Annotated in this window: 13 protein-coding genes; 9 read left to right on the top strand and 4 right to left on the bottom strand. The window is 72.3% G+C overall.

What is annotated here, in order from left to right; translation table 11 throughout:
• Positions 1-54: 54 nt before the first annotated feature.
• From AOK03_RS11340 to AOK03_RS11330, 3 genes are all read right to left on the bottom strand, one after another.
• Positions 55-1,620, bottom strand: a complete 1,566-nt coding sequence (locus AOK03_RS11340) for an APC family permease (protein WP_055565069.1) — start codon at positions 1,618-1,620, stop codon at positions 55-57.
• An 82-nt stretch (positions 1,621-1,702) separates the two neighbouring features.
• Entirely contained in the window at positions 1,703-2,665 is a 963-nt protein-coding gene (locus AOK03_RS11335) for a hypothetical protein (RefSeq protein WP_055565068.1), read from the bottom strand.
• Positions 2,666-2,864: 199 nt separating this feature from the next.
• Positions 2,865-4,529 carry an FAD-binding dehydrogenase gene (locus tag AOK03_RS11330; protein WP_055565067.1) on the bottom strand — a complete coding sequence of 555 codons (1,665 nt, stop codon included), beginning with the start codon at positions 4,527-4,529 and terminating at the stop codon, positions 2,865-2,867.
• 197 nt (positions 4,530-4,726) lie between these two features.
• Here AOK03_RS11330 and AOK03_RS11325 point away from each other — a divergent pair, with 197 nt between their 5' ends.
• The 6 genes from AOK03_RS11325 (at position 4,727) to AOK03_RS11300 (ending at position 8,554) form a co-directional block, all read left to right on the top strand.
• The gene (locus tag AOK03_RS11325) at positions 4,727-5,644 is read left to right on the top strand and encodes a DMT family transporter (RefSeq protein WP_055565066.1); all 918 of its coding nucleotides are present in this window, start codon (positions 4,727-4,729) and stop codon (positions 5,642-5,644) included.
• A 128-nt stretch (positions 5,645-5,772) separates the two neighbouring features.
• Entirely contained in the window at positions 5,773-6,423 is a 651-nt protein-coding gene (locus AOK03_RS11320; RefSeq protein ID WP_055565065.1) for a TetR/AcrR family transcriptional regulator, read from the top strand.
• Entirely contained in the window at positions 6,420-7,190 is a 771-nt protein-coding gene (locus AOK03_RS11315; protein WP_055565064.1) for a glucose 1-dehydrogenase, read from the top strand. The genes AOK03_RS11320 and AOK03_RS11315 overlap by 4 nt, the downstream gene beginning before the upstream one ends.
• A 52-nt stretch (positions 7,191-7,242) precedes the next feature.
• A complete protein-coding gene (locus tag AOK03_RS11310) occupies positions 7,243-7,779 on the top strand; it encodes an NUDIX hydrolase (protein ID WP_079074644.1) in 537 nt (178 codons plus the stop codon).
• A gap of 56 nt (positions 7,780-7,835) precedes the next feature.
• A complete protein-coding gene (locus tag AOK03_RS11305; RefSeq protein WP_055565062.1) occupies positions 7,836-8,228 on the top strand; it encodes a YidH family protein in 393 nt (130 codons plus the stop codon).
• Entirely contained in the window at positions 8,225-8,554 is a 330-nt protein-coding gene (locus AOK03_RS11300; RefSeq protein WP_055565061.1) for a DUF202 domain-containing protein, read from the top strand. Before AOK03_RS11305 ends, AOK03_RS11300 begins: the two co-directional genes overlap by 4 nt.
• Before the next feature lie 36 nt (positions 8,555-8,590).
• On the opposite strand, the gene AOK03_RS11295 is transcribed toward AOK03_RS11300, so the two are convergent.
• Positions 8,591-9,526, bottom strand: coding sequence for an NADP-dependent oxidoreductase (locus tag AOK03_RS11295; RefSeq protein ID WP_055565060.1), 936 nt, complete (start codon positions 9,524-9,526; stop codon positions 8,591-8,593).
• Between the two features lie 151 nt (positions 9,527-9,677).
• Here AOK03_RS11295 and AOK03_RS11290 point away from each other — a divergent pair, with 151 nt between their 5' ends.
• The 3 genes from AOK03_RS11290 (at position 9,678) to AOK03_RS11280 (ending at position 12,379) form a co-directional block, all read left to right on the top strand.
• A complete protein-coding gene (locus AOK03_RS11290; protein ID WP_055565128.1) occupies positions 9,678-9,974 on the top strand; it encodes a hypothetical protein in 297 nt (98 codons plus the stop codon).
• 128 nt (positions 9,975-10,102) lie between these two features.
• Entirely contained in the window at positions 10,103-11,131 is a 1,029-nt protein-coding gene (locus tag AOK03_RS11285; protein WP_055565059.1) for a phosphotransferase family protein, read from the top strand.
• A 9-nt stretch (positions 11,132-11,140) separates the two neighbouring features.
• Positions 11,141-12,379, top strand: coding sequence for an acyl-CoA dehydrogenase family protein (locus tag AOK03_RS11280; RefSeq protein ID WP_055565058.1), 1,239 nt, complete (start codon positions 11,141-11,143; stop codon positions 12,377-12,379).
• Positions 12,380-12,411: the final 32 nt, after the last annotated feature.

The following is a 12,411-nucleotide window of genomic DNA, read 5'->3' as shown; positions in this document are numbered from 1 at the left end:
GGTACGGGAAGAACCCCACGGCCGCGCCGCGCTCCGCAGCGCGGCCGTACGCCGTCACGCCTCCGGCGAGGAGGACGCCTTCTCCAGCTGGAAGGCCTCGTTGCCGAGACCGATCCTGGCGTGGGCCGCCGGGTTCTTGGCCCGCAGGATCAGCCCGTGGGCCACCCCGATCACGGCCGCCACGAGGATGATCCCCGGCAGCGCCCAGCTCAGGGTCGAGCCGGGGCCCGCGCCCACCAGGACGTCGAAGTCCTTGACGGTGTAGCCGGCGATGACCAGCAGGCCGACCGCGGCGAGCGCGGACGCGGTGATCCGCCAGGCCTGGGCGCGCGCCGCGCCCCTGCGGGCGAAGAAGACGATGACGGCGACGGACGCGGTGGCCATCAGCAGGATCACGCCGAGCGCGCCGATGTTGCCGCCCCAGGTGAACAGGTGCAGGACGGGCGCGGTCGGGTCGCCCGCCTTGCCGTCGTCGGAGACGGCGAAGCCCACGACGACCACGACGGAGACGACGGTCTGGAGCAGCGAGCCGGTGCCGGGCGCGCCGGTGGAGGTGTTGGTCCGGCCGAACGCGGCGGGCAGCAGCCCCTCGCGGCCCATCGCGAACGCGTACCGCGCGACGACGTTGTGGAAGCTGAGGATCGCCGCGAACATGCCGGTCACGAAGAGCACGTGGAGCACGTCGGTGAAGGTGTTGCCGAGCCGCGACTCGGTGAGGTCGAAGAGCAGCCCCGCACTCTGTTCCTGAGCCGCGGGAACGATGCCGGACGGGCCCGCCGCGACCGAGAGCGCCCAGGAGCTGAACGCGAAGAAGACGGCGACGAAGCCCACCGCGAAGAACATCACGCGGGCGACGACGACCTGCGGGCGGCTGGTCTCCTCCGCGTACACGGGAGCCTGCTCGAAGCCGGTGAAGGCCGCGATGCAGAAGCAGAGCGAGGTGGCCACGCCCGCGCCGGTGAGGGTGTCGGGGTTGAACGCGTGCAGCGACAGGCCTTCCTTGGCCGGGTCGACGACGGCCGCGATGTCGAAGATGACGACGAGCGCCACCTCGATGAGGAGCAGGACGCCGAGCACGCGCGCGTTGAGGTCGATCTTCATCCAGGCGAGGACCGCGACGACGGCGACGGCCACCAGCGCCGGGATCCACCAGGCGACCTCGACCTCGAAGTACGTCTGGAGGAGCCCGGACACCTCGAAGCCGAGCAGCCCGTACAGGCCCGCCTGCAAGGCGCTGTAGGCGACGAGCGCGACCAGCGCGGCGCCCGCGCCCGCGGTGCCGCCGAGGCCGCGGGATATGTACGCGTAGAAGGCGCCCGCGTTGTGCACGTGGCGGCTCATCTCGGCGTATCCGAGGCTGAAGAGCGCGAGGACGACACCGAGGATCAGGAAGAGGAGCGGCTGTCCGACGATGCCCATCACGCCGTACGTGGTGGGCATGACACCGGCGACGACCATAAGCGGTCCGGTCGCGGCGAGCACGGAGAGCAGCAGGCCCGCGGTGCCGAGCCGGCCCGCGCGGAGCGCCTGCTCCTGTCCCTTGTACGTGCTGATCCCGGTGTCTCCGGTTGGCTCACCCGGTGATCTGGTTCCGCTCGGGCTCGAACTTCCCGTCGCCATGGCGCGGTTGTCCTTTCGGGGGTGCTGAATCGGGGCCTTGTTCTCAGATGGGCGTGGTTCAGGGCGTGGTTCAGGGCGTGCTTCAGGCCGAGCCGAAGGCCGCGGTCCGCGCGGCGGTGAACGCCCCGTACGGGTCCCGGTCCGGGTACGACCAGGGGGCCGGGGTCGCGTGCCGTCCGATGCGGTGGAAGAGCGCGGCGGCTTCGGCCGCCCTGCCCTCGCAGGACTTCGCGTGGGCAAGGAAGTTGAGGTCGACGTGGCAGCGGGGGTGGCCGGGGGCGTCGGGCGTCTCCCACTCCAGCCACCAGTCGAAGGCGGCCTTCATGACGCCGCGGGCGCGCCGCCCGACCCAGTGGCCGGACGCGGCCGGATCGGCGGACTCCAGGCCCGCGGCGGCGAGGACGCGGTAGCGCTCGGCGTGCGCGACGACGGGCAGGACCGCCAGCGGCGAGTCGGCGGGGGCCTGTTCGGCGGCCCAGGAGGCGAAGTCGTACACCTCGTGCATCGGGTCCTGGCCGGCGCCGGGGCGCCGCTCGGCGAGCCGGGCCACCATCAGGTGGTGGGCGTGGTGGTGCTCGGGGTGGCGGTGCCGGATCTCGTCGAAGAGGCGTACGACGTCCTCCTCGTGGCCCAGGGAGCGTTCGAGGATGAGCAGCGCGAGCCAGGGCGTGGGATCGGCGGGCCTGCGGGCGGCGGCCTCCCGGCACTTCTCGCGCACCTTGCCCGAACGCTCCTTGCCGCGCAGCGCCTTGTGCACGGCGGCGAAGGCGAGCAGCACGTCGGCGTCGTGGCTCTCGGGCTCCGCGAGCCGCCAGTCGCGCGCCCACGCGGTGGTGGTGGGCTCCTGCCCGAGGACGTCGAAGCGGTGGCCCCTGCGGTCCCAGTCGTCACCGGTGGCGGCGAGGAGCGCGCGGACCTCGGTCCAGCGGCCCTGCGCCAATGCCGTGCGGGCGGCGACGAGTTCGGCGTCGTCGAGTGCGGCGTCGAAGGCGTGTCCCGCGGCCTTTTTGCGGGAACGGCCCAGTGGGGGCGGGGGTGGTGACACCGCGGGACGTCCTCCCCGGCGCGGCTTGCGAGCGGATGATCACGCACAGCAAAGCGGTAGGTACCGCTCCACGTCAAGGCCCGGCGGTCCCACACTCTTCACCAACTCATTTCAAAATCCGCAGACTTCGCCCGTCACCTGGGCGAACGCTCCTACCTCCCTTCACCGGAGAACCACTCGCATCACACTCGTGTCACGCTCAATTCACCGCACGTGCGGCGGCGCGGCCCGCCGTGCGCCCCGAGAAGAGACAGCCGCCGAGGAAGGTTCCTTCGAGCGAGCGGTAGCCGTGCACTCCCCCGCCGCCGAATCCGGCGGCCTCCCCGGCCGCGTACACGCCCGGCAGGGGCGTCCCGCCCTCGGTGAGGACGCGCGAGGAGAGGTCGGTCTCCAGGCCGCCGAGGGTCTTGCGGGTGAGGATGTTGAGGCGGACGGCGACGAGCGGGCCCGCCTTCGGGTCGAGGATGCGGTGCGGGGCCGCGGCCCTGATGAGCCGGTCGCCGAGGAACTTGCGGGCGCCGCGGACGGCCATCACCTGGAGGTCCTTGGTGAAGGGGTTGGCGATCTCGCGGTCGCGTGCGGCGATGGTGCGGCGCAGGGCGTCCTCGTCGATGAGGGGATTCGCCGAGTGCCCAGTGAGCGCGTTCATGCCGCGCACGAGGGCGCTCAGGTCGTTCTCCACCACGAAGTCCACGCCGTGGTCCATGAACGCCTTGACGGGTCCAGGCACTTCGGCGCGCGCCCGGTCGATGACGCCGCGCACGGACTTGCCGGTCAGATCGGGGTTCTGCTCCGACCCGCTGAGGGTGAACTCCTTGCCGATGATGCGCTGGTTGAGCACGAACCACGTGTAGTCGTGCCCGGTGCTCATGATGTGTTCGAGGGTGCCGAGCGTGTCGAAGCCGGGGAAGAGCGGCACGGGCAGCCGGTCGCCCCGCGCGTCGAGCCACAGGGAGGAGGGGCCGGGCAGGATGCGGATGCCGTGCCGGTCCCAGATGGGGTTCCAGTTCTGGATGCCCTCGGTGTAGTGCCACATGCGGTCGCGGTTGATGAGGTGCGCCCCCGCGTCCTCGGCGATGCCGAGCATCCTGCCGTCCACGTGGGCGGGCACCCCGGAGATCATCGTCCGGGGCGGGGTGCCGAGCCGCTCGGGCCAGTTGGCGCGGACGAGGTCGTGGTTGCCGCCGATGCCGCCGGAGGTGACGATCACCGCCTGGGCCCGGAACTCGAAGTCGCCGGTCACCACGCGGCTGCTGGCCTCGCCCCGCTCGACGGACGACGGCTCCAGGACCTCGCCGGTGACCGTGTCGACGCTGCCCGCGCTGCGCGAGAGCCCCGTGACGCGGTGCCGGAACTTCAACTGGACCAGGCCCCGCGCGACCCCGGCCCGCACCCGCCGCACGAACGGCGCGAGCAACCCGGGGCCCGTGCCCCAGGTGATGTGGAAGCGCGGCACCGAGTTCCCGTGCCCCTGCGCGTCGTACCCGCCGCGCTCGGCCCATCCCACGACGGGGAAGAACCTGACACCCTGCCCGTGCAGCCAGGACCGCTTCTCGCCGGCCGCGAAGTCGACGTACGCCTGCGCCCACTTCCGCGGCCAGTGGTCCTCCGGCCGGTCGAACGCCGCCGTCCCCATCCAGTCCTGGAGGGCGAGCGCGTGCGAGTCCTTGATCCGCATCCGGCGCTGCTCGGGCGAGTCCACGAAGAACAGTCCGCCGAAGGACCAGTGCGCCTGGCCGCCGATCGCATGCTCGGGCTCCTGGTCGACGAGGATGACCCGGCGTCCCGCGTCGACGAGCTCCGCGGTCGCCGCGAGTCCCGCCAGCCCTGCCCCGATCACGATCACATCTGCGTCGTACGCCATTGAGGTCGTCCTCCTCGACAAGGTCCCGCAACGTTACTGGTGGGTCATCTCAGGCACAGGTCAGATCCTGGGCAGCGGAGTGACGGACGTCAACCGACAGCGGAGGAGAGTTCGTCAAGCTCCGGTGCGCGGTGCGGGCGGACGGCCGCTATCGTCGGCCAGATCCCGTACTCCGCTTCGTCTGTCTGGTGCGTGACGTGTCGGTTCTGGTTCTCGTCCTCGCGGTCGGCGCCGCCTGCTGCCTCGGCTTCGGCTTCGTCCTCCAGCAGAACGTGGCGCGGCACGCCCCGCTGGGCGACTTCCTCTCGCCCCGCCTGCTGCTCGATCTGGTGCGGGTGCCCCGCTGGCTGGCCGGGATCGGCCTGATGGCGTGCGGCATGGCCCTCGGCGCGATCGCCCTCGGGCACGGCGAGGTCTCGCTCGTCGAGCCGCTCCTCGCCACGAACCTGCTCTTCGCCCTCGGTCTCTCCCGCCACCAGACGAAGCAGCCGCTGGGGCGCCAGGGATGGGCGGGGCTCGCGCTGCTCGCGGGCGGCGTCACGGCGTTCATCGTGGCCGGTGAGCCGCGGGGCGGCCGGGCCGTGACCGATCCGACGCGGCACTGGCTGATCATCGGCGTGATGGTCGGCGGTGCGCTGCTCATGACGGCGTACGCGAAGAGGTCCCGCCTCTACGCCGGGCCCGCGCTGCTCGCGGTCGCGGCCGGACTGTTGTACGGCGTGCAGGACGCGTTGACGCGGGTGAGCGGACAGCGGTTCTCCGCGGGCGGGTTCGACGCGCTGGTCACCGGGTGGCAGCCGTACGGGGTGCTCGCGCTCGGCGTGGCGGGACTGGTCCTCGTGCAGAGCGCCTTCGAGACGGCGCCGCTGCGGATGTCGCTGCCCGCGCTCACGGCCGCGCAGCCGCTGGCCGGGATCGCCTGCGGGGTCGGCTTCCTCGGCGACCGGCTGCGTACCGACGCGGGGGCGCTGGCCTGGGAGGCGGCGGGCCTCGCGGCGATCGTGGCGGGGGTGGTGCTGCTCGGGCTGCACCCCGCGATGCCGGGCGCTGGGCGCGGGCCGGAGCGGGTTCTGGTGGCGTCGGCGGCGGTGAGGGGTGGGCGTTGGCGGCGATGAGGGCTGACGTCGGCGTGTGCTGACGTCGGTCACCGGCTCCGCCGAGTTCGTCCTCGAACGCCCGACGGGCTGGAACGCACTTCCCTGGTCGCTCGCGTTTTAATAATGGGCAGCATTACAGTGAAGCCATGGCCAGAACCTCAGGTCCCGAGACCCGGGAGAAGCTCATCCGTGCCGGGGAGGAGGTCTTCGCGGCTCAGGGCGTCGACGGTGCCCAGCTGCGGGACATCGTCCGCATCGCGGGGCAGAGCAACCCCTCCGCCGTGCAGTACCACTTCGGCTCCCGCGGCGGCCTCCTCGACGCCGTGATGGCCGCGCGGCAGCAACGCACCGAGCAGGTGCTCACCGCCGAGCTGGCACGTACCGGCGACGACCTGAGCCTGCGCGCGCTGCTCACCGCCCTCGTGCGCACCGAGGCCACCGAACTGCGCACCGAGCGCGGGCTCCGCTGCCTGCGCATCTCCGCCCAGCTCAGCCACGAGAGCGGCGTGCGGACCCGCACCCCGCATCCCACGCTCGACGGCACCGTCTACTGGACGCTGATCGGGCGGCTCGAAGACCGCCTGGTGGCCCTCTCCCCCGGGCTGCCCGAGCCGCTCCGCCTGGAGCGGCTCGACCTCGCGCTCGCCATGGTCGGCGCCGCCCTGGGCGACCGCGCCCGCCAGTATCTGGCCGGCACCACCCCTCTGACCGGCGAGGAGGTCTTCCTCGCCGATCTCGTCGAGACCACCGCAGCGCTGCTGCGGGCCCCGCACCCCACCCCTGGAGACCTCTCATGAGCCAGCACGACCTCACCGGCCGGACCGTCATCATCACCGGCGCCGCGCGCGGCCTCGGCGCGGAGGCCGCGCGCCAGGCCGTCGCCGCGGGCGCCAACGTCGTCCTCACCGACGTGCTCGACGAGGAGGGCAAGGCCACCGCCGTGGAGCTCGGCGACCGCGCCCGGTTCGCGCACCACGACGTGACGTCGGAGGAGGACTGGCAGCGCGTCACCGACCTCGCGGTCGCCGAGTTCGGCGGCGTCCACGGCCTGGTGAACAACGCCGGGATATCCACCGGCCAGTTCCTGGAGTCGGAGTCCGTGGAGCACTTCCGCAAGGTCCTCGACATCAACCTCACCGGTGTCTTCATCGGCATGAAGACCGTCGTGCCCGCCATGAAGGAGGCCGGGGGCGGCTCCATCGTCAACATCTCCTCGGCCGCGGGCCTGATGGGCCTCGCCCTCACCGCGGGGTACGGCGCGTCGAAGTGGGGCGTGCGCGGCCTCACCAAGATCGGCGCGGTGGAGCTCGGCACGGCCCGCATCCGCGTCAACTCCGTCCACCCCGGCATGACGTACACCCCGATGACCGCCCAGGTCGGCATCGAGAAGGGCGAGGGCAACTACCCCAACACCCCGATGGGCCGGGTCGGCGAGCCGCACGAGATCGCCGGCGCCATGGTCTTCCTGCTCTCCGACGCCGCCTCGTACGTGACGGGCGCGGAGCTCGCCGTGGACGGCGGCTGGACGGCCGGACCCACGGTGAAGTACGTCATGGGGCAGTGAACCCCGACGCCCGGCGGACTCCCCCGCCCGGCGCTGAGGTTGGATGGTCGGCATGACGGCGAGCGACGGGCCCGTGCCCGACCCCAGCGAAGAGATGATCACCATCGTCGACGAGCACGACGAGGTGGTCGGCGAGGCCCCGCGCGGTGAGGCGTACGCGCGCGGGCTGCGCCACCGCTGCACGTTCATCATGGCGCGCGACGCCGAGGGCCGCGTCTTCGTGCACCGCCGCACCCCGACCAAGCTGGTCTTCCCCTCGCTGTACGACATGTTCGTCGGGGGCGTGGTCGGGGCCGGGGAGTCCTACGCCGACGCGGCGCTGCGCGAGGCGGAGGAGGAGCTCGGCGTCCACGGACTGCCGCGCCCCACGCCGCTGTTCAAGTTCCTGTACGACGACGGCGCCGGGAAGTCCTGGTGGTCGTACCTCTACGAGGTGCGCTGCGACCTGCCCGTGGCGCCGCAGGTCGAGGAGGTCGCCTGGCACGCCTTCATCACGGAGGACGAGCTGGAGCGGCGGCTCGACGAGTGGGAGTGGGTGCCGGACGGCCTCGACGCCTACCACCGGCTGAGGGCCTTCCGCGCGGCCTGACCGGCACACCTTGGTCGACACGGCCTGGTCCGGACGAAAGGACCTAGGGTGCGGCCGTGAGCAATTTCGTACAGAGCCTGAAGCTGTGGTTCGCGCCCGAGGGCATCCGCGAGGACGGCGACACCCCCGACTACCGCTTCTCCCTCGCCAACGAGCGCACCTTCCTCGCCTGGCTGCGCACCGCGCTCGCGCTGATCGGCGGCGGCTTCGCCGTGGACCAGTTCCTGCCGGACCTGCGCTGGGGGTGGCGGATCGGGCTCGCGCTCGCGCTGCTCGCCGCGGGCGTCCTGTGCTCGCTGCGCTCGGTCAACCACTGGGTGCGCTGCGAGCGGGCCATGCGGCGCGGCGAGGACCTGCCGGCCAGCCGCTTCCCGACGGTGCTGAGCCTGGCGGTCGCGGTGGTCGCGGTCGCCATGGTGGTGGTCGTGCTCTTCGGGTGGGAGGGGTGACGCAGGCCGACCGGGGAGCCGGGCGGGTCCGGGATCCCGGCCTGCAGCCGGAGCGCACCCGCCTGGCCTGGCGGCGTACGACGCTCTCGTGCACGGTGGCCGCGGTGCTCGGCGCCCGCGCGGTGCTGCACGACGGGGCCAGCGCGCTCGGCGTGCTGGCCTGCGCGCTGTGCCTGCTGCTCTGGCTCGGCTTCCTCGCGGTGGCGCACCGCAGGATGGTCACGCTGACGGCGCCCCGGCCCCGGACGATGTCGCTGCGGGCCGCGCGGGCCGCAGCGCTGTGCACCTTCGCGCTGGCGTTGTGCGCGGTGGTGATGCTCCTCTGAGGAGCGGGGCCGTCCGTGCCGCGGACCTCGGTGGCCTCAGTCCGCCCACTCCACCGTCACGACGATCTTCCCCCTGGCCCGGCCCTCCGCGCTCAGCCGGTGCGCGTCGGCCGCCCGCTCCAGCGGGAACGTCTCGTCGACGTGGACGGTGACGACGTCCTGCTCGGCGAGCTCGGACAGGCGCCGCAGGTCGGCGGCGACGGGACGTACGAAGCAGTAGTGGCCGCCGAGCCCGATCACCCCGCCGTCCGCGATGGACGCGAGGCGGCCGCCGGGCGCGAGGAGCTCCGCGGACGCCTTGAGCGTGTCGCCGCCGACCGTGTCGAAGGCCGCGTCGACCCCCTCGGGGGCGAGCCCGCGGACCCGCTCCACCAGCCCGTCCCCGTACGTGACCGGCTCGGCGCCGAGCTCGCGCAGGAAGTCGTGGTTGCGTGCACTCGCGGTGCCGATGACGCGGGCGCCCGCGTGCCGGGCGAGCTGCACCGCGATCGAGCCGACGCCGCCCGCCGCCGCGTGCACGAGGACTACGTCCCCCTCGGTGACCTCCAGCGCCTGGGTGATGACCTGGTAGGCGGTCAGCCCGGCGAGCGGCAGCCCCGCGGCCTCCTCGAAGGTGAGGTTGCGCGGCTTGCGGGCGAGGGTGCGGACCGGAGCCGCGACGTACTCCGCGAAGGTGCCGCGGGAGAGGAAGTCCTCGCGCACATAGCCGATGACCTCGTCCCCGACGGCGAACTCCGGTGCCGCGGCACCCGGCTGGACCACCACGCCGGAGACGTCCCAGCCGGGGATCACGGGGAAGACCGGGTCCAGGACGGCGTCGAGGTGGCCGTCCCGGCACTTCCAGTCGACGGGGTTCACCGCGGCGGCACGCACCTTGACCAGGACGGAGTCGGGGCCGACCTTGGGGTCGCGCACCTCTCCGTACTCCAGGACTTCGGGTCCGCCGTAGCTGCGGTAGCTGATCGCCTTCATGGGGTCGCCTTCGCGGAGGTCAGGGAAACACCGACGTGACTGACAAGACTCGCATAAAGGAAATAAAGGGGCATCGGGGGCTAGCCTGAGAGGGTCACCCCCTCCCGGAAGGGAGGGCACCCCGTCCCGGAAGCCACAGAAGGTGCGCGTCATGACCACGCTCCACCACGAACACCCGGTGCACGACCACGTCCACGGACCGGCCTGCGGCCACCCCGAGGTGCCGCACGGCGACCACGTCGACTACGCGCACGACGGCCACCTGCACCGTCTGCACTCCGACCACTACGACGAGTGCGAGCCGACCGGCCACACCGCGCACCAGGGCCACGACCACCAGCACGGGGACGGCTGCGGCCACGACTCCGTGACGCACGGCGACCACGTCGACTATCTGCACGACGGTCACCGGCACGCGCCGCACGACGGGCACTGGGACGACCACTGAGCGCTCCGCCCGCGCCCCACGACGGGGCGCGGTAGCCTCTGGACGGCATACCGACTGGTCGGCATCATGTAGTGGCACGCCCGCCACCCCGCAGTGGCACGCCACCACCACGCCGATCAGGAGCGAAGATGAGCTCAGACCACCCGCCGGGCCTCGACCTCGACCAGTTGCGCGGCCACCTCGACCGCGAGCGGCCCGGTCTGGTCGGCGGCCCGCTCACCGCCCGGCTCATCGAGGGCGGCCGCTCCAACCTCACGTACGCCGTGACGGACGGCACGTCGCGCTGGGTGGTCCGGCGCCCCCCGCTGGGCCACGTCCTCGCCACCGCGCACGACATGAAGCGCGAGCACCGGGTGATCGCGGCACTGCACCGGACGGACGTGCCGGTGCCCGCGCCCGTGCTGCTGTGCGAGGACGACACCGTGCTCGGGTCGCCCTTCTACGTGATGGAGTTCGTGGACGGAACCCCGTACCGCACCGCCGAGGAGCTGGCGCCGCTCGGCCCCGAGCGCACCCGTGAGGCGGTGCTCGGCCTCGTCGACACCCTCGTCGACCTGCACGCCGTCGACCCGGCCGCGGTCGGGCTCGGCGACTTCGGGCGACCCGAAGGGTTCCTCGACCGGCAGCTGCGCCGCTGGGGCAAGCAGCTCGACGCGTCCCGCAACCGCGAGCTCGCCGGCATCGACGAGCTGCACGCGGCCCTCGGGCGCTCGCTCCCCGACTCCCCCGCGCCCACCGTCATCCACGGCGACTACCGCCTGGACAACGTGCTGATCGGCGACGACGACCGGATCAAGGCCATCCTCGACTGGGAGATGTCCACGCTCGGCGATCCGCTCACCGACCTGGGCCTGCTCGTGATGTACAGCGCGAAGCTGGAGGTGCCCGACTCCCCCGTCAGCACCACGGCGGGCGCGCCGGGCCATCCCGACCCGGCCGAGCTCGTCGAGCGGTACGCCGCGCGCTCGGGGCGCGACGTGTCGGCCGTCTCCTGGTACACGGCGTTCGCGTGGTTCAAGCTCGCCGTGATCCTGGAGGGCATCCACTACCGCTACACGCTGGGCCAGACGGTCGGCGCGGGCTTCGACCGGATCGGCGAGCTGGTGCCCGTGTTCATCGAGCACGGCCGCACCACGCTCCAGGGAAAGGAAGGCTGAGACGGAGCCATGGACTTCGCATTCGACGCCCGCACCGAAGAGCTGCGCGGCAAGCTGCTCGCCTTCATGGACGACCATGTGTACCCGGCCGAGGCCGTCGCCGACGAGCAGCGGGCCGCGCTCGCCTCGCCGTGGGACACCCCCGCCGTCGTCGGGGAACTGAAGGCCGAGGCCCGCAGGCAGGGCCTGTGGAACCTGTTCTTTGTAGACCAGCACAGCCTCCCCGACGCGGAGCACGGCGCGGGGCTCACCAACCTCCAGTACGCGCCGCTCGCCGAAATAACCGGCCGCTCCCCGCAGTTGGCGCCCACCGCGCTGAACTGCGCGGCGCCCGACACCGGCAACATGGAGCTGCTCGCGCAGTTCGGCGACGAGGCGCAGCGGAAGCAGTGGCTGGAGCCGCTGCTCGCCGGTGGGATCCGCTCGGCGTTCGCGATGACCGAGCCGGAGGTGGCCTCGTCCGACGCCACGAACATCACCACGCGCATCGAGCGCTCCGCCGATGGCTCCGAGTACGTCATCACGGGCCGCAAGTGGTACATCTCCGGGGCGATGAACCCGGACTGCAAGATCTTCATCGTGATGGGCAAGACCGACCCGAACAGCACTGACATCCGCCGCCAGCAGTCCATGGTGCTCGTCCCGCGCGACACCCCGGGCCTCGAAGTCCGGCGCGCCATGCGGGTGTACGGCTACGAGGACCACTACCACGGCGGCCACGCCGAGGTCGTCTTCGACCGCGTCCGCGTCCCCGTCTCGAACCTGATCGGCGAGGAGGGCGGCGGCTTCGCCATCGCCCAGGCGCGGCTCGGCCCCGGCCGCATCCACCACTGCATGCGGCTGATCGGCATGGCCGAGCGGGCCATCGAGCTGATGTGCAGGCGCGCCGTGTCGCGCACCGCTTTCGGCAAGCCGCTCGCCCAGCAGGGCGTCGTACAGGAGTGGATCGCGGACGCGCGGGTCGCCGTGGAGCAGCTGCGCCTCCTGGTCCTCAAGACCGCCTGGCTGATGGACACGGTCGGCAACAAGGGTGCGCACACGGAGATCCAGTCCATCAAGATCGCGACGCCGCGTGCGGTGGTGGACATCCTCGACCGGGCGGTGCAGCTGCACGGCGCGGGGGGTGTGAGTCAGGACTTCCCGCTCGCGGAACTCTGGGCGGCGGCGCGGACGCTGCGCTTGGCGGACGGGCCGGACGAGGTGCACCAGCGGTCTCTCGCGCGGCGCGAACTGAAGCGGTACGTATAGCGCCCTGTCAGGGGCGCGCCCGTAGGGGCGCG

Origin of the sequence: Streptomyces atriruber (assembly GCF_001418325.1) — a bacterium.
Lineage (GTDB): Bacteria > Actinomycetota > Actinomycetes > Streptomycetales > Streptomycetaceae > Streptomyces > Streptomyces atriruber.
This window is presented reverse-complemented; position numbering and strand designations above follow the sequence as displayed.